At 61.8% G+C, this 25017-nt stretch carries 21 protein-coding genes; 5 read left to right on the forward strand and 16 right to left on the reverse strand.

Annotation, left to right across the window (positions count from 1 at the left end; genetic code table 11):
* Positions 1–74: 74 nt before the first annotated feature.
* Positions 75–581: a GNAT family N-acetyltransferase gene (locus GR197_RS18870; RefSeq protein ID WP_164012187.1), complete on the reverse strand. Its 507-nt coding sequence runs from the start codon at positions 579–581 to the stop codon at positions 75–77.
* 1219 nt (positions 582–1800) lie between these two features.
* Between GR197_RS18870 and GR197_RS18875 the strand changes: the two genes are divergently transcribed.
* Entirely contained in the window at positions 1801–3216 is a 1416-nt protein-coding gene (locus GR197_RS18875) for a pyridoxal phosphate-dependent decarboxylase family protein (RefSeq protein WP_164012190.1), read from the forward strand.
* A gap of 182 nt (positions 3217–3398) precedes the next feature.
* On the opposite strand, the gene GR197_RS18880 is transcribed toward GR197_RS18875, so the two are convergent.
* Complete coding sequence (locus GR197_RS18880) at positions 3399–3821, reverse strand: TIGR02594 family protein (protein WP_164012192.1); 423 nt, start codon at positions 3819–3821, stop codon at positions 3399–3401.
* Between the two features lie 638 nt (positions 3822–4459).
* Here GR197_RS18880 and GR197_RS18885 point away from each other — a divergent pair.
* The gene (locus GR197_RS18885; protein WP_164012194.1) at positions 4460–6361 is read left to right on the forward strand and encodes a potassium transporter Kup; all 1902 of its coding nucleotides are present in this window, start codon (positions 4460–4462) and stop codon (positions 6359–6361) included.
* A 59-nt stretch (positions 6362–6420) separates the two neighbouring features.
* Here the strand turns inward: GR197_RS18885 and GR197_RS18890 are convergent, their stop codons facing one another.
* Positions 6421–8001 (reverse strand): Na+/H+ antiporter, encoded by a 1581-nt coding sequence (locus GR197_RS18890; protein ID WP_164012196.1) that lies wholly within the window; start codon positions 7999–8001, stop codon positions 6421–6423.
* Positions 8002–8219: 218 nt separating this feature from the next.
* Between GR197_RS18890 and GR197_RS18895 the strand changes: the two genes are divergently transcribed.
* Both GR197_RS18895 and GR197_RS18900 read left to right on the forward strand, forming a co-directional pair.
* Positions 8220–8996, forward strand: a complete 777-nt coding sequence (locus tag GR197_RS18895; protein WP_164012198.1) for a protocatechuate 3,4-dioxygenase — start codon at positions 8220–8222, stop codon at positions 8994–8996.
* A gap of 163 nt (positions 8997–9159) precedes the next feature.
* On the forward strand, positions 9160–9441 hold the full coding sequence (locus GR197_RS18900) for a nodulation protein (protein WP_164012200.1): 282 nt from the start codon (positions 9160–9162) through the stop codon (positions 9439–9441).
* A 19-nt stretch (positions 9442–9460) separates the two neighbouring features.
* Here GR197_RS18900 and GR197_RS18905 read toward each other — a convergent pair whose 3' ends face one another.
* From GR197_RS18905 to GR197_RS18940, 8 genes are all read right to left on the reverse strand, one after another.
* A complete protein-coding gene (locus GR197_RS18905; RefSeq protein ID WP_164012202.1) occupies positions 9461–10951 on the reverse strand; it encodes a right-handed parallel beta-helix repeat-containing protein in 1491 nt (496 codons plus the stop codon).
* Positions 10952–11276: 325 nt separating this feature from the next.
* Complete coding sequence (locus GR197_RS18910) at positions 11277–12767, reverse strand: right-handed parallel beta-helix repeat-containing protein (protein WP_164012204.1); 1491 nt, start codon at positions 12765–12767, stop codon at positions 11277–11279.
* Between the two features lie 313 nt (positions 12768–13080).
* Complete coding sequence (locus GR197_RS18915; RefSeq protein ID WP_164012206.1) at positions 13081–14289, reverse strand: ABC transporter permease; 1209 nt, start codon at positions 14287–14289, stop codon at positions 13081–13083.
* A 4-nt stretch (positions 14290–14293) separates the two neighbouring features.
* Positions 14294–15433, reverse strand: a complete 1140-nt coding sequence (locus GR197_RS18920) for an ABC transporter permease (protein ID WP_164012208.1) — start codon at positions 15431–15433, stop codon at positions 14294–14296.
* A complete protein-coding gene (locus tag GR197_RS18925; RefSeq protein ID WP_164012210.1) occupies positions 15430–16128 on the reverse strand; it encodes an ABC transporter ATP-binding protein in 699 nt (232 codons plus the stop codon). Before GR197_RS18925 ends, GR197_RS18920 begins: the two co-directional genes overlap by 4 nt.
* Positions 16129–16180: 52 nt before the next feature.
* A complete protein-coding gene (locus tag GR197_RS18930) occupies positions 16181–17410 on the reverse strand; it encodes an efflux RND transporter periplasmic adaptor subunit (protein WP_164012212.1) in 1230 nt (409 codons plus the stop codon).
* Between the two features lie 252 nt (positions 17411–17662).
* On the reverse strand, positions 17663–18670 hold the full coding sequence (locus GR197_RS18935; RefSeq protein WP_164012314.1) for a helix-turn-helix domain-containing protein: 1008 nt from the start codon (positions 18668–18670) through the stop codon (positions 17663–17665).
* A gap of 222 nt (positions 18671–18892) precedes the next feature.
* Positions 18893–19684, reverse strand: coding sequence for an SDR family NAD(P)-dependent oxidoreductase (locus GR197_RS18940; protein ID WP_164012214.1), 792 nt, complete (start codon positions 19682–19684; stop codon positions 18893–18895).
* Between the two features lie 98 nt (positions 19685–19782).
* Here GR197_RS18940 and GR197_RS18945 point away from each other — a divergent pair, with 98 nt between their 5' ends.
* Positions 19783–20700: a LysR substrate-binding domain-containing protein gene (locus GR197_RS18945; RefSeq protein ID WP_164012316.1), complete on the forward strand. Its 918-nt coding sequence runs from the start codon at positions 19783–19785 to the stop codon at positions 20698–20700.
* Between the two features lie 90 nt (positions 20701–20790).
* Here the strand turns inward: GR197_RS18945 and GR197_RS18950 are convergent, their stop codons facing one another.
* From GR197_RS18950 to ctaD, 5 genes are read right to left on the reverse strand one after another with little or no spacing between them, the layout of a single operon-like run.
* Complete coding sequence (locus tag GR197_RS18950; protein WP_164012216.1) at positions 20791–21372, reverse strand: dienelactone hydrolase family protein; 582 nt, start codon at positions 21370–21372, stop codon at positions 20791–20793.
* A gap of 28 nt (positions 21373–21400) precedes the next feature.
* Positions 21401–21772 (reverse strand): cytochrome C oxidase subunit IV family protein, encoded by a 372-nt coding sequence (locus GR197_RS18955; RefSeq protein ID WP_164012218.1) that lies wholly within the window; start codon positions 21770–21772, stop codon positions 21401–21403.
* A gap of 7 nt (positions 21773–21779) precedes the next feature.
* Positions 21780–22499 carry a heme-copper oxidase subunit III family protein gene (locus GR197_RS18960; RefSeq protein WP_164012220.1) on the reverse strand — a complete coding sequence of 240 codons (720 nt, stop codon included), beginning with the start codon at positions 22497–22499 and terminating at the stop codon, positions 21780–21782.
* Between the two features lie 23 nt (positions 22500–22522).
* Positions 22523–23236 carry a cytochrome c oxidase subunit 3 gene (locus GR197_RS18965; protein ID WP_164012221.1) on the reverse strand — a complete coding sequence of 238 codons (714 nt, stop codon included), beginning with the start codon at positions 23234–23236 and terminating at the stop codon, positions 22523–22525.
* Complete coding sequence (gene ctaD, locus GR197_RS18970; RefSeq protein ID WP_164012224.1) at positions 23233–25002, reverse strand: cytochrome c oxidase subunit I; 1770 nt, start codon at positions 25000–25002, stop codon at positions 23233–23235. Before ctaD ends, GR197_RS18965 begins: the two co-directional genes overlap by 4 nt.
* Positions 25003–25017 lie beyond the last annotated feature (15 nt).

The following is a 25017-nucleotide window of genomic DNA, read 5'->3' on the forward strand; positions in this document are numbered from 1 at the left end:
CGGCATCCTGAGACCCCAACCGCGCTTGAGGTCAATAGAAGTAAAGCGCTTGGACTGAAATTCCCCCGTCACGCCTAATCGACCAGACGGCGAACCATTATAACGTCGTCGATCTCCCTGCCCTCCTCCAGAACCCCGCCCGGGATCCTGCCGATCTCGGAGAAGCCCTGCCGTTGATAGAAGCGTATTGCCGCCGGGTTTTCCGCGCTGACGAACAGTTCCAGCTGCCGAATGCCGATATTGCGCGCGTGATCGGAAACCGCCTCCAGCAACCTCTGAGCCAAACCCGTTCCACGCAGGTGGGCGCGGACATAGACCATGACGATCGTGGCACGATGGACCATCTTGCTCGACCGCTGGCGAAACAGTCCCATGATGCCCATGGGTTCGCCGTCCTGAAACGCAATGAAGACCGGCTCGTTCAGGCGATTGCGCCACTCCTCGTCGGGCAAGATCTCCCAATCTTCGTAGCGGCTGGCAAAGGAGGATGGCTCGGCGCGTAGCGCTTCCAGACGAATACGCCGGAAAGCCGCCACTTCGTCTGCCTGGATAAGCCTGATCGTCACGCCGCTCGCATCCATCGGAGACCTCCTCGGATATCTCAGCTACCTCATTACAGAGGGCTCCGGCCGATGCAAGCCTACGCGAACTTCCATTCCTGCGCCTATTCCCCTTGCGCCAGCGCCTGTGAGAGCCTCATCCTGCGGCGCCTGCAGGGCCTGGAAGCACGAGGCGAGCGCACTGATGTGGAAAGAATGCAGGAAGCAGCGCGGCGGTATGTCCTTCGAGGCTCCGCCCGGTCGGCTACGCGTCAGGATGAGGAGCGTGGAAGATGACCGCGCATAGAATAGCCGGCGCCGAAGGATGCACGCCGCCTCCAAGGAGGCCTCACTCTAAGGCGCGCGCCGCGAAAACCTCCAAGGACGAGGCTGATGTTCCGCTGGCGATTACTCCGCCGGAGTTCCAACCCGGCCGCCCTTCCGGACGCCCGATTGACCGAATGGCCCGGCCACCGGTTGGTTCGACGGCCGGAGGTCCCATTGATCGGGCGGTTGGACGGCTGGTTGGTCCGTCGCCGGTTTGCGCGTCGACCGAACGACCAGATCATCCGGCTGTTCGCTCGGCCCAGCCGCCAATTGATCGGTTGACCCAGTCGCCGATTGATCGGCTGGCTCGGTCAGCGATGTACCGGCTGGCCAGGCGGTCGCTTGTTCGCTGAGCCCGTCAATTTTGAAGGGCGCAATATGATGAATGATGGCGAGAAGAACTATCCCGACCAGAGAGCACACCAGCGCGTAGAGAACGAAATACTTCAGTGCATATCCCTCGCTGATTGGCAGAGCGGCCTTGACAGCGGCGCGAATGATATTTTCGCATCATTGAATGATACTTGGAGGGAACGCAATAGATTTTAAACAAATGTTAAGGATTTCAGAAATGAACAGCAGATGATAGGGTGGTTATTGGAGAGAATGAGAAAGCATCTCCCGCTATGCTCGATTTATCTTGAAACATCCCGGTAAAGGCGAGATGCGCGCCGAAGGCGGCTGTCGCGGCGGCCACCAGATCCTCCTCTATCGCGCCAAGACTTCGCGGGGGGTTAGAAATCTCGCAAGCGTGGCAACGACGATTTCGGGTTAGTCGCCTGGGCGGGAGCGCTCGGCATGGCTGTGCGCCACCCTCAATATGCGTCCTCGAGGCGCGGCAAGGAAAGCGTCGGCGATATCGGTAAACTGCCTTGAAAGAGCAACTCGCTTTGAGCGGGCGGCCCTTCAGGATCAACGGCAGAAGGGGATCCGCATGTCGGCAATCGCATCTCTGTTTCAGGAAGCCGCTCGGCTTGCAGCCGGGTTCCGACAGGCAGCGCCCGCCCGCCATGTGCCCACTCACGACTACGCCGCCTCCCTCGCCGCTTTCGACGAGCCGCTGTCGGCCGCCGGTTCCGATATGCTCGATGTCATCCGGCAGCTCTCGGATGGTGCCGAGCCCGGCCTGCACGCAACGACCGGCCCGCGCTTTTTCGGCTGGGTCATCGGCGGCTCGCATCCGGTCGGTGTCGCGGCTGATTTCCTTACCAGCGCCTGGGGGCAGAATGCCGGAAATCATACCGTCGCTCCGGCCGCCGCCGCCGTCGAAACCGTCGCTGCAAGATGGCTTCTCGATCTTCTGAAGCTGCCGGCCGAAAGCTCGGTCGGCTTCGTGACGGGCGCGACGGTGGCGAACTTCACCTGCCTTGCCGCCGCACGCGGCGAGGTGCTGCGCCAAGTCGGCTGGGATGCCGATGCCCGCGGCCTGTTCGGCGCGCCCGAGATTACCGTGCTGATCGGCGACGATGCCCACACGACGGTGTTCTCGGCGCTGCAATTCCTCGGCCTCGGCCACGATCGCGTGCGGCGCGTGCGCACCGATCCGGTGGGGCGGATCGACCCCGCTGCGCTGACGGACATGCTCGATACGGTCTCCGGTCCCGTCATCGCCATTCTCCAGGCGGGGCAGATCAATACCGGCGCCTTCGACGACTTCGCCACCATCATCCCCCTCTTGAAAGCGAAAGGCGCCTGGGTGCACGTCGACAGTGCTTTCGGTCTCTGGGCGCAGGCGTCAGCGAAGACCCACCATCTCAGCCGCGGCATCGAAGCAGCCGACAGCTGGGCGACCGACGGCCATAAATGGCTACAGACGCCCTATGATTGCGGCTATGCGATCGTCCGCAACGAACTCGCCCATCGCCGCGCCATGACGATCGCCGCTAGCTACCTGCCGCTCGCCGGCGAAGGCGAACGCGATCCCTCCCATTACGTGCCGGAGCTTTCGAGGCGCGCGCGCGGCTTTGCCACCTGGGCGATGCTGAAACATCTCGGCCGCGAGGGTGTGGCCGCCCTCATCGACCAGTGCTGCACCTCTGCGCGGCTGGCGGCCGATCTGCTCAGGCGCGAGCCCGGCATCGCCATTCTGAACGAGGTAACGCTGAACCAACTCATCATCCGCTTCGGAGCCGACCTGCCCTCCGAAGAAGGGGACGTGCTGACCCGAAAGACGATCGAAAAGATCCAGGCGGACGGCATGATCTTCGCCGGCGGCGCCAAATGGCGCGGCCGTGACGTCCTGCGCCTCTCCGTCACCAATTTCCAAACGACCTCTGATCAGGCAGAACTGGCGGTGAAGAGCATCATCGCTGCGTTCACGAGCGTCAGCCGCAATTCCCATCAGCGCTAGCCCGCCGTTGCGTCCGTCGGCGCTCGATAGCCCTGCAAAGTCTGGCCGCTGGCACGCAGCGACCCCATCGGGTAACACAAGCGCACCCCCCTCTCCGCCCTCATCCTGAGTCGCCCCGCAGGGGCCTCGAAGGACGAGGCCGGCCACCGGCCACCCGCGCCCACTCGGCCTGCAAGCCGGCATCATCGTCGCACTGCGACGACCGAACTGGCGCGATACCTGGACAGTTGCACCCGGTTGGATTGGTTGCCGCCGAACAGGTAGACGTACTGTCGGCGCTGGTCGATGTGATCGAACAGGCTGACATGGAAGCGTCGGCCGCTTCGGATCACCACCACGTCTCCCCGCCTGGCTGAGCGGAAGAAGACCGGCCTGCCGAATTTTTTCCAGGATATCGCCATATTAGGATTGGGCGGCGGCTGCCGGAAAGATCGCTTGGCGACAAAGGCCAGGAACGCTCCGCACCACGAAACCCTGCGCGGATTGATGCTGAGGAAGGAAATGGAGCGTTCGTGCATGCTCTTGTACTTGGATGCCGTGCCCAGCATGTCCGCCTCACAGGGCACGGCAAGCACCGTGAGGACGATGACGAGAATAACCTTCATAGTTACCCACCATTGTTTGTATAATGTTGAAATTCCGAAATGTGGCAAAGAATAAATCAGGCGCGGCAACGTAGGTGCCAATTATGGCGTGATTTAGAAACAACTAATACTGGCATTTTGGCGGCAAGAATTTGTCCGAAACGAGACCGCAAATCCCCCAGGCAAGCCATCGATTTCGGATGGACACGACCATCACAAATTCGGAGGAACGCCTATTTTGCAGGCCATAGGGGCTAGACATCCGCTATCCGAACGAGGTTCACGCAGAGGCGACGCACCGCACCCGCAAGTGCTTGAGCGCCAAGATCATTCGCCAGGGAGTTGACGATAGTGTGCGACTTAGGTTGTCACCTATACGAGCTACATTCTCGACAACCATGAATAATACTTTAGATGCAACGGGAAATACAGTGAGGACGGCTCCAATCGTCCAGCAAAAGCCGGCGATCACCCCTGCCGGTTGCGAACATGAATGTCCTCCGGACAACCGACAGCCGCCACACGTGTCAACCGTATGGTTGCACCGTTTTGGGCATCCTGACCGCTCACAAAAAAATCGCACGCCACGTCAATTTACTTGCCGTTCTGCAATGCGGCATATGTTTGTGTTCAAGGCCAGGTGGCATGAGCGGGGAAACATGACGTCGACACATGCAGACAAGATGGGTGAAGGTGCCGGCCGAAAGGGCTTTGTCGGGCTGGTCGTCGGCGCAGTCGGCGTCGTTTATGGCGATATCGGCACGAGCCCGCTCTATGCCCTCCGTGAGGCGCTGAGGCCCTTTGCCGCCGATGGCGTGCACGAGGCAGAGGTCATCGGTCTCATTTCACTGATGGTCTGGACGCTGACGATCATCGTGACCTTCAAATACGTGCTCTTTCTTCTCAGAGCGGACAATGACGGCGAAGGCGGCACGCTTTCGCTTCTCGCCCTGCTGATGAAAAAGATGGGGCGAAACGTGCCCGTGCTCTTCTTCGCCGGGCTGATCGGAGCGGCCCTGTTCATCGGCGATGCGATGATCACCCCTGCTCTGTCGGTCATGTCGGCGCTCGAGGGCCTGAAGCTCGTCACACCGGCCTTTGCCGAATACGTCCCGCTTGCCTCCGCTGCGATCATGATCGTTCTGTTTGGCGTCCAGTCGCGGGGAACGGCTGCCGTCTCGACGTTTTTCGGGCCGATTACGGTGTTGTGGTTTCTGGCCATGGCGGCGGGCGGTTTGATCCATATCGGTGACGACTGGACGATTCTGGAGGCGCTCAATCCGATCAATGCATTCCTGTTCCTCACCCATGCCGGCACCGTCGGCCTCATCGTGCTCGGCGCCGTCTTTCTGACCGTCACCGGCTGCGAAGCGCTTTATGCCGATCTCGGGCATTTCGGGCGCCGCCCGATCCAGACGGCATGGTTCGTGCTGGTCTTTCCGGCATTGCTCCTCAACTATCTCGGCCAAGGCGCGCTGGTTCTTGCCCGTCCCGAAACGGCGGCCAATCCGTTCTTTCTGATGTATCCCGATTGGGCCTTGCTGCCGGTGGTTCTGCTCGCGACGATGGCGACGATCATCGCTAGCCAGGCTGTCATCACCGGCGCATTTTCGCTGGCCCGCTCGGCGGTTCACCTCGGCTTCCTGCCACGGCTGCGGATCAAGTTCACATCGGAGACCAACACCGGCCAGATCTATGTGCCGAGCGTCAATCTTCTCTTGCTGGTCGGCGTCTTGATGCTGATCTTTTCCTTCCGCGACTCCGAGTCGCTGGCGACGGCCTACGGCATCTCGGTGACCGGAACCATGGTCATCTCGACCATGCTGGTCTTCCAGTTCCTCCGGGCCGTCTGGGGCTACTCCCTCGTGCTCGCCGCCGTCGTGTTGCTGCCGCTCTTCCTCATCGAAGTTCTGTTCCTGGCGGCCAACCTCTTGAAAATCTACGATGGCGGCTGGGTTCCGGTCGCCCTTGCGCTGGCGATCATGATCCTCATGTGGACGTGGACTCGAGGGCAGGCCTATCTGAAGCGGCTGCGTGCCAACAACGAGATCCCGCTCGATTCCTTCATAAGGTCGATCGAACGAAAGTCGGACCATTCGCCGGTCACCGTTCCGGGAACGGCGGTTTTCCTGACAAGCGTTCCGGATCGGACGCCGAATGTTCTGCTCCACAATCTCAAGCACAACCACGTGCTCCACCAACAGAACGTCATCCTGAGCGTCTGGACGGAAGACGAACCTTATGTTCCGGACAGCCGCCGCATCAAGATCAGCCAGCTCTCGCCGCGCTTTGTGCGCCTTGATCTCACCTTCGGCTTCATGGACGACCCCGATGTCACCAAAGCGCTCGCCCTCTGCCGCGAGGGAGGGTTCAAGTTCGAGATCATGAAGACCTCCTTCTATCTCGGCCGCCGGAACCTAGTCAGGACGCCGAACACCGGACTGCCCGGCTGGCAGGAGCGCATATTCATGGCGCTGGAAGGCTTGGCGATCGATCCCTCCGACTATTTCAACCTGCCGTCGAACCGTGTCGTCGAGCTCGGTGAACAGGTTGCCATTTAGAGCATAGTGGCGACGAGTGTCAGGAGAGTGGACCCGCTTCGCGCGTCGGACATTGAAGGTCAGGCCTTGGCCGAGATCGCGCTGAGCTCCTCCAGGTCGAGATCGCGTTCCAGCTCGTCCAGCGTCTCGTCATCGATGTCGCCGACACGGTGGAGACGAATGAGTTCCCGTCGCCCTGTCGCAACCGCTTCGAGAACGACGTCGAAATGAGCATGGAGCAGCGGCACGTAGTGCTCGGTTCTCTCGGCATAGTCGACGATCGCTGTCGCCCTGCGCTGATAGCGCTCCAGCAATTGAGGGTGGATGAGCTTTCCCTCTGCGTCATAGGCCAGGTTTTGGACGATCTCGAGCTGCACCTGCGCCATGGCGGCTTCGGCCTGGCTCATGGTCAGGCGCGCTCTTTCCGTCTCCGGCGCTAGCCGCACCCAGGCAATCACCCGCGCTAATGTCGTGCCCTGCACCAGCACGGTTCCGAGAATGACGGCAAAGGACGTGGCGAGGATGAAGTCACGGCCCGGGAAATCCTCGGGCAGGCTCAGCGCCAAGGCGAGCGTGACCACGCCCCGCACGCCTGCCCAGCTCAGAACGGTCGCTCCGCCTGCGCCGAGCGGCCGAGCACGCGTGAACCCCAGCGCGGCACATGACCTGATGACGAGATCGGAGGCAAAGACCCAGGCAAACCGCGCAGCCACGAGTGCCACAAGGATTGCCAGCATCGGCAGACCCATTGTCGCGATCACGGTGTTAAAGCCGCCGCCGCGTTCGACGACGTCCCGCAGCGACAGCCCGATCAAAGTAAAGACCGCAGCTTCCATCAGGAAGATCATCACCGTCCAGAACGACGTGCCTCGCATGCGCGTCGCCGCTGAAAATACGGTGTGCTGGTGCCAGGAAGCAATCAGACCCGTGGTCACCGTGGCGATGACGCCGGATACATGCAGCATCTCTCCGAGCAGATAGGAAATCCAGCCGAGCAGCACGGTGGCCGCGATGATCAGATAGTCGTCGCCGAGATGCCGGATGAGTTTGACCCATGCCGTTCCCACGACGACGCCCACGATGGCGCCGCCGAGCGCCAGCACAAAGAAGTTGCCGACCGCCTCCCCAGCGCTGAAGGCGCCCGTTGCGGCGGCCGCAACGGCAAAACGGAAAAGAACCAGGCCGCTCGCATCGTTGAGCAGGCTTTCGCCTTCCAGCAGAATCTGCAGCCGCCGTGGCAGCTTGACGCGCTCCAGCACAGCGCGCGCCGAAACCGCGTCCGGCGGCGCAACGATCGCGCCCAGTGCCGCGCAGGCGGCCCAGGGAAGTGATGGAAAGATAAGATGGACGACAACGGCCACGACGGCGCAGGTGAAGAGTACCGCGCCGACGGCAAGCGAGGCGATCCCGATCATATGGCGCCGCAGCCGCGACAACGCGATGGACCAGGCGCCATCCATCAACAGCGGCGGCAGGAAAATGACCAGCACCAGCTCGGGATCGACTGATATCGCCGGCAGCCCCGGCACAAAGGCCAGCAAAGCGCCACCGGTCAGCAGTGCGACGGACGGCGGTAGTCCGAGCCTGTGGGCGGCATAATGCAGCGCGATGATCGCCAGAAACATCGCGATAACAAGCTCGAATAGGTGGGTTGGTTCCATATGCCCTGCCCTGGCTCAGCAATGAATGTCGGATGCCTGCCGCAAAGAGTTACAGCGACCTTGCGCATCTGAAAAGACACGACGCGGTGTAAAAGCTGCATGAGCGGGGATGGCGAGTTTGGAGACTTTGGCTCTCTATGCCATCAATCACTGCCTGGATTTAATTGGAGTTTCCTGCGCATCCTCCTTACACGCTGCGTCTTCAGGAAAGGAAGACTATGAAAAGGCGAACGCTTGTGCTTGGAGGTGCAGCCATTGCGGCATCATCCGTGGCTGCGGCGACCATCTGGCCACGGCGGCATATCACCGTTGCCGCCAGGACATTCGACTGGAAGGGAACGGATTTCCTGAGTGGCGGCACCAAGTCGGTCGCATTGGAAAAGTTGCCTGCTCCACTCTTCCGCAGCCGTCCGAATTGCATCGTGACATCAGCTCAGACCCTTGGCCCCTGCCATGTCAACAATATTCCGACCCGTCAGGACGTTTCGGAGGGAAAGGCAGGACTGCCGTTGCGGTTGGCCGTGTGCATCGTCCATGCCGCCGATTGCCGGCCGCTCGAAAGCGCCGATATCGAGATCTGGCATACCGATCATCGGGGCATCTATTCCGGCCGCGAGGCGGCCGACATGTGTACGCTTGGCAACGCCGAGGCAATCAGCGGGCTTGCCTTTCGCGGGCGCCAGCTGACGGATGCGGATGGGCGGGCAAGCTTCCTGACGACCTATCCCGGATGGTACACGGGCCGCACGCCGCATATTCACTGCCGCATCCTCGTCGAAGGCAAGGAGCTTCTCGTCAGCCAGATCTATTTCGACGATACGCTGAGCGACATCATTTATGGCGAACATCCGGACTATCTTGGACGCCCTCCCCGCGATACCCGCAATGAAGCCGACGGCATCATCCCGGACGAGGCCGCCGATCACATGTTCGACTTCGAGAAGCTAGACGGCGGCCTGCTTTCCGCCACCATCACGATCGGCCTCTCTTCCTGAGCGGATAACGTAGGAGAAGCCGCCAATCGGCGGCGGCTGGCCTTGCCGGATTTCCTCCGCCATCGAGGTCTAAAGAGCGACTTTGCATCTGGCATGAAACCAGATGCAGCATTCCTGCGTACTAACTCTCGACAGCGGAATACAGGCAGCGAGGGTTGATGGCATGGTGAGGAAAGAAGGCGTAGCACACATCATCCGGCAGGTCGCCGAACAGGGGCTGGCCAGGCTGATGATGAGGCTGCCCGCGACGAGGGCAACGATCCGAGCGGCCGCGGCGAGCCAGCCCCATCTTTACGAACTGTGCGGAGCCTATGGCGAGGCCTGCGCCGTTCTTGATCGCATGCGCAAGGATCTGTCGTCCGACCCGGCGATTGTCAGCGAATACGAGATCATCTGCGCCGAAATCGAAATCGACGTTACCAGGATCCTGTTTGACGGCCGATGAGCTGCAGCCGGTATCCTTTTCAGATCAGCACGCCATCCACATCGATGGAGATGCTCAGCGTATCCGTATCGAAATGATGCGCAGCCCCATCGGAGATCTTATAGTGGAACGTCTCGCTCACGTCTCCGCTAACGCCGGCAAGCTTCGCCGCATCGAGCGTGTAGCTGTAGTCGCCGTGATCGTCGACATGGATGGTGCCGTATTGGCCGGTCAGCGTCAGACCATTCTTGCCGACGACTTCGCCCTCGAAGCGGCGAAGCAGCAGGGTCCCATTGGCCGAGCTGTCATTTTCCAAGAGATTGCCATGATGGGCGCCATCCGTGTCGGCTGAGATTTTCAGGCTGTCATGGGTTGCGACAATTATCGGGGCCGCGCCCACATGCGTTGTATCGCCGGCAACGTGATTATCAAGGCTCACGAACAGGGCGTCAGCCTCCTTGAGCGTCGTGTTGTTGCTGACGGGAAAGGTGTTCGCGGCGATGATGGCGGGGGATATACTGTAGGGCGTAACGTCGCTCGCGATGACATTGTCGTGGAAGGCGCCGGATGCAGGCCTGTCGACCTTCAGCGCTGCCTGCGACAGGTCGTCGAAGACGTTGTTATGGATATCGATATCGTCTCGAACATAACTGGCAGTGCCGGCAGCGCTGACCGCCACGCCCCATACGCCGTCATGGATATAATTGCCCGAGATATCATAGTCCCGCGTATCGCCCTGGTCACCGAGACCGATGGCGTAGGACCAGCTGTAACCGCCATATCCGGAAATGTCGTTGTCATGGATGGCGATATTCGTACCCGCCTGAGCGCTCACCCCGAAGCCGCCGCCAACCAGCGTATTGTCCTCGATCACCGCATTCACAGGCCGGACGAGTGTCAGCACGCCCTTTGGGGTACTGGCACCCGCCTGATCGAGAACATTGCCGCTGATCAGGATGTTGCTGCTGTCGTTCATCTGCACGGCGTCTGCCGCAGTGCCATGGGCGTTCGTAACGGTATTGTTGATGAGGGTGACGCCATTGATCTTCTCGATCCAGATGCCGTCGCCGTTCACGTCGTTGATCGTGCTGTTTTCGATGGTGATGTTCGAGCCGGTTCGGAAGGTGACGGAACCGGCCTTGCCCGCCAGGCCGGTGTGATCGACCTCGACATTGCGGACCGTCCAGTTCGAAACGCTGCCGCCATAGATGGCTGCACCGCCGGTATCCGAAATCTTGATGTTCTCGATAACGATGTTGGAGGCATAAAGGCTGTGAATGCCATCGCCGGGACTGTGGATGACGGGCGCATCCCCGACCCCGTAGCTGCCGATGGTGATCGGGGCGCTGACCGTGCCGGAATATTTGAGGTCGAGCTGGTCGTTGTATACGCTGCCGGCAGCGAGCAGCACACTGTCGCCGGGCTGCAGCTTCAAATTTTCGACTGCCCCGAAGGACGCAAAGGCCGAGTCCTCGCTCGTTCCGCTGTTGCTGTTGGCCCCTGTTGCCGAGTTCACATAATAGACTGTCATATCGCCGTGTTCTCGCATTGTCGCGCAGCCGTCTGGGGTCAGCTGCGATGAATGGATCGGATGCGGTCGGGGCGAAAGGCCATCAGACAATCTTCGATTGTCATGACGGCGGTAGACAGGCTGTGGCCTGCGATGTTCCCGAGAAGCCTGGCGGTGGCTGCATCCTCGACAATACAACTTAAGAGAAAATAGTCTATAAAATAACGACCGAAGGGTGAATGAACGGTAACGGATCGTTTTGCAATTAACGTTCGCGGATGGCCACCCTCGCCCTTCAAGCCTCTCAGGGGGCGCTTCAGGGTGAGGGTGGCCGTGTCCCCTACCCTCAGCTCAGCAAGCCATCCATATGAATGAAGACGGTCAGCGTGTCCGCGTCGCTATGGTGCGAGGTTCCATCGTCGATGCCGTATTTGAAAGACTCGCTCACATGTCCGCTATGGTCGTCGGGCAGCTTCGTGCCATCGAGCGTATAGGCATAGTTGCCTTCCCGGTCCACGTGGATGGAACCGTAGTCTCCGGTCAGCGTCAGCCCGTGCTTGCCGACGGCTTCGTCGCCAAAGCGGCGAAGCACCAGCGTGTCGTTGTCGGAGCTGTCGTTTTCCAGGAGGTTACCGCGATGGGCCTCGCCCGTATCGGTGAAGATCTTGAGATTGTCGTGGACGGCGACGACTGCCGGATCCGCGCCAGCGTCCGTAACTGCGGCAGCCTTGGTCTCGGTGCTTGCAAGCGCCGTCTCGACATTTGCGACCGTGTGATTGCTACTGACGGAAAAGGTGTGCGCGGCGACGATGGCAGGCGATATGGCGGTGGCCTTGACGCCGCTCTCGAGGGTATTGTTATAGAACGAGCCGGATGCCGGCCTGTCGACCTTCAGCGCCGCCTGGTTGATGTCGTCGAAGACATTGTCGTGGACCTTGATATTCTTGAGGGTGTAGCTGGTGCCGGTGGGGCCGCTGACGGCCACGCCCCAGGCGCCGTCGTGAATATGGTTGCCCGATATGTCGTAATCCCGCGCACTGCCCTGATCGCCGAGGCCGACGGCGAAGGACCAGCTGTAGCCGTGATATCCCGATATGTCGTTGTCGCGGATGGCGACGTTCTTGCCCGCAGGCGCGCTGATGCCGAAGCCGCCGCCGGTGAGCGTGTTATCGTCTACCACCGCATCCGTGGCCCGCACTAGCGCTATCACGCCCTTCGGGCTGTCGGCATGCGTCTGGTCGAGATGATTGCCCTTGATCAGAATATTGCTGCTGTCGTTGACCTGCACGGCATCGGCCGTCGAGCCATTGGCGCTGGTGACGGTATTGTTGAAAAGTTTGACGCCGCTGACCTTTTCGATCCAGAAGCCGTCGCCTTTGACATCCGATATCTTGCTGCCTTCAATCGTGACGTTCTTGCTGTTCCTGAAGGTGACGGCGCCGGCGTTTTCCGACATTCCCGACTTGGCGATCTCGACATTGCGGACCGTCCAGTTGGTGACATCGCCGCCATAAATGGCCGCACCGCCGGTGTTCGATATCTTCAGGTTCTCGATAACGATGTTCGACGCATAAAGACTGTGGATACCGTCGCCGCCGCTGTGGATGACAGGTGCGTTCCCCGTCCCGTAACTGCCGATCTTGATCGGCGCGCTCGCGCTGCCGGAATATTTGATATCGAACTGCTCGTTGAACACGCTGCCCTTGGCAAGAAGAACGCTGTCGCCGGCTTTCAGCGTCAAAGATTCCACTTTGGCTAAAGTCGCAAAAGCTGATTTCTCGCTCGTGCCGCTGTTCTGATTGGAGCCGATTGCTGAATTCACATAATAGGTTGTCATATCGCCGTGTTGCCCTGTTGGTCGGATCGCTATGAGCCGCGAGAATCGAATCGGGATCGGCCGATCCAATGCGGCGGGGGCAACCGGCCACGGCAAGAAGGCGACAAGATGTTGTCAATGCGGCAGCGAGACCGTTTTCGGCCCCTACTCCACAGACAATGGCAGGGGTTCGCTAAGGCATTGAAAGATGCAACTTATCCGAAAAATATCCGGTGGGTAATTGCATGAATCGGCGATTGTGGAGGGATGGAGCCAGGCAATAAAACGCGTGCCATGCCCTCCAAGGCAGGCTGCCCCTCTCCGAGGCACGACTTCACCCTCTCGCCCGCAAGGCTGCACTCAGCGGCAGCCGCGCAGCCGCCAGCGCCGGCAAGGCACCGCCGAGGATGCCGACCCCCAGCCCCAACAAACCCGCCGTCAAGATCACGTCGAGTGTCACATCGAGCTGGAAGGCTATTTTGGTGTTGTTGGCGCCCATCGTGCTCGCCTGCCAGCCGTTAAAGGCAAGGCGGGAGGCGAGGATGCCGATGGTGGCGCCAGCCACGGAGAGCAGCACCGCCTCGAACCAGGTAGCGGCGAAGGCAGGCAGGCGGGAAAAGCCGAGCAGGCGCAGCGTGGCGATCTCGACGCCCCGGTCGGAGACTGAGCTCATCATCGTGTTCAAGGCACCCGCCGCAGCCCCGATCGCCATCAGCAGCGCGATTGGCCAGCCGAACAAGCGGATCAGGCTCTCGGTGCGTTCGGCCTGCGCGGCATAGAGATCGGCCTCCGAGATGGCGGCGAGCGGCGTGCCCGGCATATCAGACAGGCGCTGGCGCAGCGCCGCCAACGCTATTGCGGGGTCGACGCCGGCAAGCTTCACGCGCAGGCTCTGCACCTGTCCCTGCCGGTCGAAGGCCGATTGAACCGCGTCCAGATCCGCCCAGATCTCGGATTCGAAGGCGCTGCCGCCGGCAGTGAAATGGCCGGCGACGGTCCAATCGACCGCGCCGAACCGTACCGTCTGGCCGACGCCAAAGCCGGGGAAAGCCTCTGCGATGCGGGCGCCGACGACGATCTCGCGCCCGCCCGTTGCAAACAGACGCCCCTGTGAAAGCCGGGCGCGGCCGCGCAGCTCGAGCCCTGTGGGGTCCATGCCCCGCAGCGACAGCGTCTGCTCGGCACCGTCGCGTCCCTTTACATCGATCGGCACGATGGTCTCGCGCGACAGCGCCAGCCCGCCGGCCTCGTCGCGCGCAATCCCTGTGTCGCCGCTCATGGCGGTCAGGCTGCGGATCGCATCGGCCGGCACGTCGGAACCGGTTTCCTGATTGGTGCCGCCGCCGAGGATGACCGCGATATCGGACGAGCCGGCGCCGGCCAGAGCCACCTCGAAACCGCGCGCCATCGCCAGAAACCCTGCCAGCACCGCCACCACAAGGGCGACAGACAACACCATCGACAGCGAAATCGCGAGCCGCCGCGGCAGGCTGCCGAGGTTGACTCTGATCATGAGAAAGGTCTGCTTGAGCGCTGATGACATTGGATTATCTCGCTCTGAAGGCGTTGCCGATCGGCAGACGCATGGCGTTAGCGGCCGGCAGCAGCCCGGTCAGCAGGCCAAGCCCGCCAACGATCGCCGCGGATTTCAGCAGCACCTCGCCGCTAAAGACGAGCCCGAATTCCGGTCCGATCGAGAGAGTCACGAGCTTGGCGACGAGGAGCCCACCCGCCCCGCCGATGGCGAAGATGAACAGCGTCTCGCCGAGAATGAGAGCCACGATCCGCCCGCGGGAAAAGCCGAGCGCCTTCATCACGCCGATCTCGAAGCGGCGCTCCCGGATGGCAAACAACATGGTGTTGACCGATATCATCAGGATGGTCACAAAAGCGGCGCCGACGACCAGGCTGACGATCAGCCCGACATCGGCGAACTGCCGGAGAAATGCTTCGAGGAACTGTTTTTCCGATTGTGTCCGGGTCTGCGCCGCCGAATTGGCAAAGAGCGCGTCGATGCGCGCCGCCAGCACGCCTGAGGCGATACCGTCGCGCGGGCGCACCACGAAGGCGTCGACCGTATCCCTGTCCCGCGCGCGGGCGGCATTGACCATGTCGTAGCGGGCAAGCATGAAATAGGTGTCGGTGCCGGCATCGGCGCCCTCGAATATGCCTGCGATGGTGAAGCTCCAGTTCCGGCTGCCGTCGGCCTTCGTGATCTGGCTGGTGACGCCGATGCGCTGGCCGACCGACCAGCCCTGCGCCTCAGCCAACGCCCTGCCGACGAGCACCCGGTCGCGACCCTCTTCCAGCGCCGCGATCAGCTCGGGCGTCAGCCCGAGTTCGGCACCATTGGCGGCGGCAATCGCCTTTGGATCGACCGCGCTGACGGCCACGACATTCTTCTCGACCTCGACGAAACCTCGCATGCGTGCCGTATAGGCGACGGCCGCGACATCTTCCTCCGCCGCGATCCGGTTGAGATAAGCAAAGGGCAGCGGCAGCCCTCGCCCCGATTTGTTGAACACGCCGAGCAGGTTGTCGCTGGCGCCGGCCGCCCCCTGGCTGCCGCTGACGAAACTCGCCGTTAATCCGTAGATCAGGAAGGCGATGCCGACCGAAAACATCACCAAAATGGCGCGCAACCGCTTGCGCCAGGCATTGCGCCGCATCAGCTGGAAAAAGGTCATCGGCTTTCCCCCTCGACGAATTCGCCCTTGTTGAGATGCAGCGTGCGCCGGGCAAAGGCGGCGGCCTCGGGATCGTGCGTGACCATGATGATGGTCTTCTGAAGCTCGCGATTGAGGAAACCCAGCATCTCGAGGATATCGTTGGCCGATTTCCGGTCAAGATCGCCGGTCGGCTCGTCACAGAGAATGAGGTCGGGATCCGCGACGATAGCACGGGCAATGCCGACGCGCTGCTGCTGCCCGCCCGACATGCTCGACGGAAACTGTCGCTGCCGCCCGGAAAGCCCGACAAGATCCATCACCGTATCGACGCGCGCCTGCCGCTCCTTACGCCCCAGCGGCTTCAAGAGCAGCGGCAGCTCGATATTCTCCGCCGCATTGAGCATCGGCAGCAGATTGTAGAACTGGAAGACGATGCCCATGCCGTGCGCCCGCCAGGCAGCTCTCGCCCCCTCGCCCATCTGCTCAAGATGGCTGCGTCCGATCCGGATCTCACCGGCGTCCGCACTGTCGATGCCGCCAAGCATATTCAGCAGCGTCGATTTCCCCGAACCCGACGGCCCCATCACCGCGACGAAATCGCCGCGCGGAATGGCAAGGTCGAGCCCCGAGAAAATCGGTATCGTCTCCGCCCCGATCCGGAACGCCTTCCTGACGCCGGCAAGCGCGATATAGGGGTCTTGAATGTCGCTCATGCTCTGCTCCTTGGTGGTTCGTTGTTTTGTGGCCGGTAACCGGTCGCCGCCCTCATCGTGAGGCGCGCGCGCCGAGAGCCGGAGCCTCGAAGGACGAGGGCGGGTGATGAGCATCCACACCCGCCGCCTCACCCACCACAAGCCGGATGCGCGCCGCCATGGCAGGCCTCATGCCGGGCGGTGGCGACGTCAGCGACAGGCGCAGCGTCACCGTCCCCTTTTCCCGCGAAATGACCGGCGCGATCTTCGACACCTTGATCGCAAAGGGCTGGCCGGGAAAGCCGTCGAGTACCGCCTCGCCTGACAGGCCCGGCCGCATCAGCGCGATATTGGCTTCGGCCACATCGGCATCGATGACCAGGCTCGCCGTATCGGTAATGACGAGCAGGCTCTCATCCTCCCGCACGCTGTCCTCGCGCGACAGCACCGTGTCGCCGATATGGGCATCGAGACGCGTGACGGTGCCGGCGATCGGCGCACGCACGGTCAACGCCTCCACCTGTTCTCGCGCCTTGTCGATCTCAAGCTCCGCCTTTTCGACATCCTGGCGTGCCTGCAGGGCGGCGTTCTCGGCCTTGTCGACAGCCGTTTTCGCCTCCTCCAACGCCTGCGCCGACATGGCATCGCGCCCGGCGAGCCGCTCGGTGCGTGCAAACGACGAGCGCGCCTGGACAAGTTCGATCGTCCTCGCATCAAGCGCCAGCGCCGCCACCCGCCCTGCTATCTCGGCGCCCTGAAGCGCAAATCGCGCGCCGGCATCGTCAAGTCGCACCAGCACCTGGCCCGCGACGACGCTGTCGCCTGCTGCGACCTCGACCGCGACGATCCGGCCCTCATATTTGGAAAAGACGGTGGCGATATCAGGGGCGACGACATAACCGGAGCCGGTGATTTCCCGCGTCGACGCGGACGCGCTCCTCTCCCCATCCTCGGTCGGAGTCCGCACGCCCTCAACAGCGGTACCGTCGCTGGCTCGCGCCTCCACCCGATCAGCAGATATCGCAAGGTCGCCGCCCGAAAACCCAGCAAGCACGGTCTGGATACGCTGCAGCGTCTCAGGTCCATTGAAAAGAACCGCCGCCAGCGATGCCGTCGCCGCAAGGAAGAACATTGCGCCAGGGGTCGTGCGCCGCCGAGCATGAGGCTTCGGCGGCTCCGTCTTGAAGGCCGCGGGCTCGATCGAAAGTGATCTGAGCTTGGCGGCAAGGTCTCGGTCATGTTCGGATGTCGTGTTCATTCCTGTAAACATCGCCGACCCGGCAGAAATCGCGACCTCGAACACGATCCAGGCGGTCCGCGATCGCGATTGTGTACCTGGCAGTGGCCGCTCTCGTCTTTCGAGGCCCCCTCAAAATGAGGGCGGAGGGAAAGTGCACCTTGTATCGCTGGGGAACGCGGCGCCCTGCCGCCGAGAGGCTAGCCGCAGGGCACAACAATTAGCCCTCATGGTGAGGAGGCCCGCAGGGCCGTCTCGAACCACGAGGGCGGGTGGCTGGCCACTACAGCCCATCCATTACCGAGGAAACACGGCCCTTCACCCCTTCCGCTGCCGCCACGCAACCGGCGTCATGTCCGTCACTCGGCGGAATTCGCGGTTGAAATTGGACTTGGTCTGGAAGCCGACCTCGAACATCACCTCGGTCACCGGTTTCTCGGTCGCGGCAAGCAGCCTGCAGGCCTCGGCGATCCTGTAGTCGTTGACATATTGCGAGACGTTCTTGTCCATTGCCCGGTTGATCGCCGCCGAAATCTGGCGCGCGGGAATGCCGGCCTTACGGGCCAGCCGGTCCAGATTGAGATTGGCATCGCGATAGAGTTTGCGGGTCTCCATCAGCACATCGACCGCAGCGATCGTCTCCTTATCCTCGCTCGTCTCCGGCCGCAGGGCTGTCTCCACCGTCTCGGCCGGCGCCCGGCTTCGGCTGGCGGCGGCGGCCGCGATACCGAGGATGGCGAGGACGGAGAGATTTCCGATACTGATCAGCGTCAGCGCGCGCTCGCTGTGTGCCGAGGTAAGGTCGAGGAAGACGAAAGTATCGACCGCGGCCGAGAGACACAGGGCGGCGGCCGTAAAGATGATCGCCCGATAGGCCGGCACCGCCCCTTCGAAGGGCGCCAGCCGCAACGCATCGGCGCCCGGGCGCATCAGAAGCAGGATGGCCAGGGCATACCCGACGAAAACAAGCACCAGCGCGATATCGATCGCATCCCGCCAGAAGGCTGTCAGAAGCAGGATGACGACGGCGGGCAAGGCATGCAGCGCAATCCGCACCGGCAGCGGCCGCCGGCTCGTCCTCACCAGCCTGGAAACGCCGGCATAGGCAAGCGGCGGCACCAACGCCGCGATCACCGGCGCGACCATCCCCACCGTCTGCACCCCATACCCCCAGCGCAGGCCGGAGAGCACCGATTGCAGCGCGGCGAGCAGGATCAGCGCCAGAAACGGTCGGTTTGGCGTCGCCTCCTCGTCCCGCCTGAGAACGGTGACGAAGAGGATAAGCAGCAGAAGGGCAACGGCAAAGGGAAGCGGAATAAACAGCATGGCCTGGCAGGATCGGAGTGACGAAAGACGTCCATCATTGCCGAGATCATCACCCGGCGCGACCTCGATCATGTTTTAGGACGCGTTTTAGGTGGGGATTTTAGACCGCCGCCTCTCCGCTTTCATCCGGTGCTCTTCAGGAATCCAGCCACGGCCGCCGCCTTGCTCCGTTCGGCAAAGGTGACGGCTGTGATCATCAGCGGTGTATCGTCATGCCATCCCTTATGAGATGGTGTTGACGAGGCCGCCTTCGGCCCGGAGTGCCGCGCCATTGGTAGCGGAGGAACGGGGGCTCGCGAGATAAGCGACCAGGCTTGCCACTTCCTCGGCCTCCACCATGCGCTGCAGGATCGAGGCGGAGCGTGAGGTCGCGAAGAATTCGGCCTCGATCTGCTTGATCGGCGCGGAAGGATCGCTCGCCTGGCTGCGCAGGAAGGCTTCGATGCCATCGGATCGGGTCGGTCCGGGCAGCACCGAATTGACGGTGACGTTGGTGCCGCGCGTCAACTGTGCCAATCCCCGTGAAATCGAAAGCTGCGCCGTCTTGGTGGTGGCGTAATGGATCATATCCTCTGGGATGGCGAGCGCGGATTCACTCGAGATGAAGATGATCCGGCCCCAGTTCCGCTCCAACATGCCGGGCAGATAGATGCGTGACAGGCGCACGCCGCTCATCACATTGACTTCGAAAAGATGGCTCCAGTCGGCGTCGCTGATGTCGTTGAATGCCTTGCTTTCATAGATGCCGAGATTGTTGACCAGGACATCGATGGAGGGCGCCGCCTTGGCGATCTCGGCCGCCCCCTCACCGGTACCGGCATCGGCCAAAATACCGCTGACGCCCTTGGCGCCCGATGCCGCTATATCGGCAATGGCAGCGTCGAGTTTACCCCGGTCGCGGCCGGTGATGATAACGCGTGCGCCTTCGGCTGCGAGCGCGCGGGCGATTTCCAGCCCGATGCCGGCGGTGCCGCCGGTGACGAGTGCAGTCCTGTCGGTCAGTTTCAAGTCCATGATGAGGTCTCCAAATTGCGTTCCCGACCAATTTATGATCTGAGAAGACAAAGAACTATTGCCTCAAATGGACATGCACCTGTGAACGAGGTTCCTCAATAATGCGCGTTCTGATGGAGCGTTCGGGCGAGATGGAAGTCTTTGCCCGTGTGGTCCAGGAGGGCGGCTTTTCGGCCGCAGCCCGCAGCCTCGAAATCACGCCGTCCGCTGTCAGCAAACTGATTGCACGGCTGGAAGCGCGGCTTGGAACGCGTCTGTTGCTGCGCACCACGCGCGCTCTGACGCTGACGGAGGAAGGCGAAGCCTATCATCGCGCAGCACTCAGAATCCTGCAGGATCTGAACGACGCCGATCAGGAAGCAGCGGGCGGCGCTGTTCGGGGCCGGCTGCGCGTCAGCGTCACAGTGCCCCTCGGAACAATGTTCGTCGCCCCCGCCATGCCTGATTTCGTCGCCCGCAACCCCGATCTCACCGTCGAGCTCAGCCTCACCGACGGCATCGTCGATCTGGTCGCCGAGAAGACCGACGTCGCCATTCGCATGGGAAACCTTCCCGATAGCGGCCTGATCGCCCGCAAGCTCGGCCAGTCCCGGCGCGTCGTCTGCGCCTCGCCATCCTACCTTGCGCTGAAGACGCGGCCGCAGATCCCGGCCGATCTCGAACACCACGATTGCCTGACCTTCAGCTTCCGCCGCGCCCGGCCGGCATGGCCTTTCCGCTGCGACGGCAAGGATAGCGAACAGCCGGTGTCCGGAAGCCTTGTGGTCAACAATGGCGAGACGATGAAGCAGATGGCGCTTGCCGGCGCTGGTATCGCCCGTCTCGGCCGGTTCCACGTTGCGGCCGAAATTGCCGAGGGAAGGCTTGTCGCCTTGCTGGAGGATTGCAACCCGGGCGACTTGGAATTGATTCACGCCGTCCACGTTGCCGGCGGCCCCATCCCCCATCGCGTTCGCGCCTTCATCGACCACATGGTCGAGACGCTGAGGGCCTCGCCGCTGCTGCATGCGGATTGATTGCTCGATGAGCGACAGTGTGACGCCGGGATGGAGCCGTTCGATCGCCCGAGCATCGCCTCTCCACGCGTGCGCCGACGAACCCCAGGATCAAAGGCGATCCAGGAACGCGAGCACGCGGGTGGTGAGGAGCCCAGTCGCGTCCGCGTCATAGGACGGCAGCGAACTGTCGGCGAAATAGTGCTGATCGCCGGAATAGAGGAAAAGCTCTGCGTCCTCGACCTTCGCCACGATCTCGCGGGCGGCGTCGATATCACCCTCGCCGACAAAGATCGGATCGTTGTCCATACCATGGATCTGGACCGCGACGCCGTCCGGCCAGGGTCCAAAAGCCCATTCGCCGCTGATCGGCAGGCAGGAGTAGAAAAACAAGGCCCCGCGGGCACCACGCCGTGTTTGTGCCAGCTTCTGCGCCGGCAGCACCCCGAAGGAGAACCCGGCATAGACCAGTTCCGGAGGCAGTTGGTCGGCGACCCGGACGCCGCGCTCCCTGATCGCGTCGAACCCGATCGCGCCAATATGAGCAAGCCCCTCCTCGATGCTATGGAATATACGCCCATCGAACAGATCAGGCGTGTGCACGATGTGGCCGGCCGCCCTGATCTCGTCGGCGAAGGCACGCACTCCAGGGGTCAGCCCCTGAGCGTGGTGAAACAGCAAGATCTCGGCCATATTTGCTTCCGGTTGAGATGCTCTACGTCTAGGGCGCGGCACCAAAGAAGGCGAGCCGGGTGAAGATCGTATAGTCCGCTTCCGATACCATCAGCGCGACGAAAACCAGCACAAGCACCGGCGGCAGCAGGATGGCGTAGACCAGCGCCAGCCGTTCCCAGGCCATGTGCATGAAGATGGCGACGATCAGCCCGGCCTTCAGCATCATGAACACAATGATCAGCGTCCACCTGAGATAGCTCTGGATGCCGAGATAATCGACCATGTAGGAACAGGCGCTGAGCACGAAAAGCAGGCCCCAGACGAAGAAATAGAGCCGGATCGGATGCTGCTGCCCGTGATCTTGTGCGTGCAGTGCTTGTGCATGCGGGCTTTGCCCGTGCGCCGTTGTCTCGTTCATGACGACCTCACCACAGATAAAAAAACGCGAAGATGAAGACCCAGACCAGGTCGACGAAGTGCCAGTAGAGGCCCATGATTTCGACGGCCTCGTAACGCCCTCTCCGGCTGGTGAAGAAGCCGCGCCGCTCTACGTCGAAATCACCCCGCCAGACCTTGCGGGCGGTAATGATGAGGAAGATGACGCCGATCGTCACGTGGGTGCCGTGAAAGCCGGTGATCATGAAGAATGTCGACCCGAACTGTGCTGCCCCCCACGGGTTCTCCCAGGGGCGCACGCCTTCGGTGATCAGCTTGGTCCATTCGAAAGCCTGCATGCCGACGAAACATGCCCCGAGAAGTGCCGTCAGCAGCATCAGCACCGCGGTCTTGTGGCGGTCGCGGCGATAGCCGAAATTGACCGCCATCGCCATGGTGCCGCTGCTCGAGATCAGCACGAAGGTCATGATGGCGATCAGGATCAGCGGAACATCCTGCCCGCCGATGTGGAGCGCAAAAACCTCGCTCGGATTGGGCCATGCGACCGGCGTCGACATGCGAGCGGTCATGTAGGCGATCAGAAAACAGCCGAAGACGAAGGTGTCGCTGAGCAGAAAGATCCACATCATCGCCTTGCCCCAGGACGCGGTCTTGAAGGCGCGCTGATCCGAGCTGAAATCGGCGGCGATACCGCGCAGGCCGGCCGGCCGGAGACCTGGCTCACCGTGCGTTTCGATAATCTGTGCCATCTGCAAACCTCCTGGTTCAGCCCCTATTTCAACAAGGTGCGGCAGAGATCGACGAAATCATTCGCCCAGCCGGCAAAAAGCGCGAAAAGCAGGAGCCAGACGGCGAGCATGAAATGCGAGTAGATCGCCGAAAGATCGACGCTGAGGCGCAGCCTTTCGGGCGCAACGTCGGTTGCGAATGCCTTGACCGTCGTGTGCGTGAGCACGGCAAGCCCGCCGAGGATATGCAATCCGTGCAGGCCGGTCAGCATGTAGAAGAAGCTGTTGGCGGGATTGTCGGCCAGTACGTAGCCGGCGGCCGTCAGTTCCCGCCAAGCCTGGATTTGTCCGACGAGGAAGAAGACCGCAAGCGCAAGTCCCGTCACAAGCGCCGGCCGCAAGGCTTCCATGCGGCCGTGCCGCGCTTCTCGTTTGGCCCACTGCAGCGCGGCGCTGCTCAAGGCAAGTGCTGCCGTGTTCACCCAGAGCAGGCGCGGAACCGGCATCCCCCACCAGTCCGCCGACGCCATGCGTATGAAATAGGCGCTGACGGCAAGGCTGAAGAGCGCGCCGACGACGCCGAGAAACACGAAGAGGCCGATCTTCACCGCCGGCACGGGTTGCCGATCGGCGCTATGATGATCCGGCAGTTGCATGGATCCGGTTTCCAGCCAAGGCTTCGATGTCAGCCGCTGCCCGGAAAGCCACCAGAAGATGATGGCGCCGATTGCGGCAAGGAAGACCAGGATGACGTTCATGCCGGGATCTCCCGTGTGACGCCGTCGCTTGCCGGCACATTTTGCGGAATGAAATCCTCGGCCGCCCCCGGCACGCTGTAATCATAGGCCCAGCGGTAGACGACAGGCAGATCCTTGCCCCAGTTGCCATGTGCCGGCGGCGTCTGCGGCGTCTGCCATTCGAGCGTCGTTGCCCGCCAGGGATTGCCGCCGGCTTCCCTGCCCCGAAAAAGGCTCCAGCCCAGATTGAACAGGAAGACCATCTGCCCGGCCCCGACGATCAGTGCCATGACGGTGATGAAGATGTTCAGCGTATGGGCCGAAGGAGGAACGAAGGCTGTCGCCCCCAGTTCGTAATAGCGGCGCGGCACGCCGAGCAGGCCGAGATAATGCATCGGGAAGAAGATCGCATAGGTGCCGAGGAAGGTGATCCAGAAGTGGATCTGGCCGAGCGCCTCGTTCAGCATGCGTCCCGTCACCTTCGGATACCAGTGATAGATCGCCCCGAAGATGACGAGGATCGGCGCCACACCCATGACCATGTGGAAATGCGCAACGACGAACATCGTATCCGACAGCGGCACGTCCACGACGACATTGCCAAGGAACAGACCGGTCAGGCCGCCATTGACGAAGGTAACGATGAAGGCGAGCGCAAAGAGCATCGGCAGGGTCAGGTGGATGTCGCCGCGCCACAGCGTCAGCACCCAGTTATAGACCTTGATCGCGGTGGGGACGGCGATGATCAGCGTCGTGGTGGCGAAGAAGAAGCCGAAGGCCGGGTTCATGCCGCTGACATACATGTGGTGCGCCCAGACGACGAAGCTGAGCGCGCCGATGATGACGATCGCCCAGACCATCATGCGATAGCCGAAGATGTTCTTGCGCGCATGCGTGCTGATCAGGTCCGAGACGATGCCGAAGGCAGGCAGTGCGACGATATAGACCTCCGGGTGCCCAAAGAACCAGAACAGGTGCTGGAACAGGATCGGGCTGCCGCCGCTATGCTGCAGCTGCGTACCCATTTCGACGATGGCGGGCATGAAGAAGCTGGTGCCGAGCACCCGGTCGAACAGCATCATGACGCAGGCGACGAAGAGAGCGGGAAAGGCGAGCAGCGCCATCACGGTGGCGGTGAAGATGCCCCAGACGGTGAGCGGCATCCGCATCAGCGTCATCCCCCGCGCCCGTCCCTGCAGCACGGTCACCACATAATTCAGGCCGCCCATGGTGAAGCCGATGATGAAGACGATCAGCGAGGAGAGCATCAGAAGGATGCCCCAGTCCTTGCCGCCGGGCGTGCCGGAGAGAACGGATTGCGGCGGATAAAGCGTCCATCCGGCCCCCGTCGGGCCGCCGGGCGCGAAAAAGCCGGCAACCAGGATCAGCACCGCAAGCAGATAGATCCAGTAGCTCAGCATATTCGCATACGGGAATACCATGTCGCGCGCGCCGACCATCAGCGGAATGAGGTAGTTGCCGAAGCCGCCGAGGAAGAGTGCAGTCAGAAGATAGATCACCATGATCATGCCGTGCATGGTGATGAACTGGTAATAATGATCGGCATCGATGAAGGAGAGAGCGCCGGGAAAGGCCAGCTGAATTCGCATCAGCCAGGAGAGCACCAGCGCCACCAGGCCGATCGAAATGGCGGTGATCGAATATTGCACGGCGATGACCTTGGCGTCCTGGCTGAACACATATTTGGTCCACCAGCTGTGCGGATGATAAAGCTCGACATCCTCGACTTCGGCGGAGGGGATGCTGCCGGATGGAATCTCGACCATGATCTCTCTTCCCTT

The organism is Rhizobium phaseoli, assembly GCF_010668805.1.
Classification (GTDB): Bacteria; Pseudomonadota; Alphaproteobacteria; order Rhizobiales; family Rhizobiaceae; genus Rhizobium; species Rhizobium phaseoli_A.

Excerpts from the sequence above, each read along its gene's own strand:
- GR197_RS18950 (WP_164012216.1), bottom strand. The coding sequence starts at position 21,372 with ATGGCCGAGATCTTGCTGTTTCACCACGCTCAGGGGCTGACCCCTGGA.
- GR197_RS18915 (WP_164012206.1), bottom strand. The coding sequence starts at position 14,289 with ATGTCATCAGCGCTCAAGCAGACCTTTCTCATGATCAGAGTCAACCTC.
- GR197_RS18935 (WP_164012314.1), bottom strand. The coding sequence starts at position 18,670 with ATGCTGTTTATTCCGCTTCCCTTTGCCGTTGCCCTTCTGCTGCTTATC.
- GR197_RS18895 (WP_164012198.1), top strand. The coding sequence starts at position 8,220 with ATGAAAAGGCGAACGCTTGTGCTTGGAGGTGCAGCCATTGCGGCATCA.
- GR197_RS18955 (WP_164012218.1), bottom strand. The coding sequence starts at position 21,772 with ATGAACGAGACAACGGCGCACGGGCAAAGCCCGCATGCACAAGCACTG.
- GR197_RS18910 (WP_164012204.1), bottom strand. The coding sequence starts at position 12,767 with ATGACAACCTATTATGTGAATTCAGCAATCGGCTCCAATCAGAACAGC.
- GR197_RS18885 (WP_164012194.1), top strand. The coding sequence starts at position 4,460 with ATGACGTCGACACATGCAGACAAGATGGGTGAAGGTGCCGGCCGAAAG.
- GR197_RS18905 (WP_164012202.1), bottom strand. The coding sequence starts at position 10,951 with ATGACAGTCTATTATGTGAACTCGGCAACAGGGGCCAACAGCAACAGC.
- GR197_RS18925 (WP_164012210.1), bottom strand. The coding sequence starts at position 16,128 with ATGAGCGACATTCAAGACCCCTATATCGCGCTTGCCGGCGTCAGGAAG.
- GR197_RS18875 (WP_164012190.1), top strand. The coding sequence starts at position 1,801 with ATGTCGGCAATCGCATCTCTGTTTCAGGAAGCCGCTCGGCTTGCAGCC.
- GR197_RS18920 (WP_164012208.1), bottom strand. The coding sequence starts at position 15,433 with ATGACCTTTTTCCAGCTGATGCGGCGCAATGCCTGGCGCAAGCGGTTG.
- GR197_RS18965 (WP_164012221.1), bottom strand. The coding sequence starts at position 23,236 with ATGAACGTCATCCTGGTCTTCCTTGCCGCAATCGGCGCCATCATCTTC.
- GR197_RS18940 (WP_164012214.1), bottom strand. The coding sequence starts at position 19,684 with ATGGACTTGAAACTGACCGACAGGACTGCACTCGTCACCGGCGGCACC.
- GR197_RS18880 (WP_164012192.1), bottom strand. The coding sequence starts at position 3,821 with ATGAAGGTTATTCTCGTCATCGTCCTCACGGTGCTTGCCGTGCCCTGT.
- ctaD (WP_164012224.1), bottom strand. The coding sequence starts at position 25,002 with ATGGTCGAGATTCCATCCGGCAGCATCCCCTCCGCCGAAGTCGAGGAT.
- GR197_RS18890 (WP_164012196.1), bottom strand. The coding sequence starts at position 8,001 with ATGGAACCAACCCACCTATTCGAGCTTGTTATCGCGATGTTTCTGGCG.
- GR197_RS18870 (WP_164012187.1), bottom strand. The coding sequence starts at position 581 with ATGGATGCGAGCGGCGTGACGATCAGGCTTATCCAGGCAGACGAAGTG.
- GR197_RS18900 (WP_164012200.1), top strand. The coding sequence starts at position 9,160 with ATGGTGAGGAAAGAAGGCGTAGCACACATCATCCGGCAGGTCGCCGAA.
- GR197_RS18960 (WP_164012220.1), bottom strand. The coding sequence starts at position 22,499 with ATGGCACAGATTATCGAAACGCACGGTGAGCCAGGTCTCCGGCCGGCC.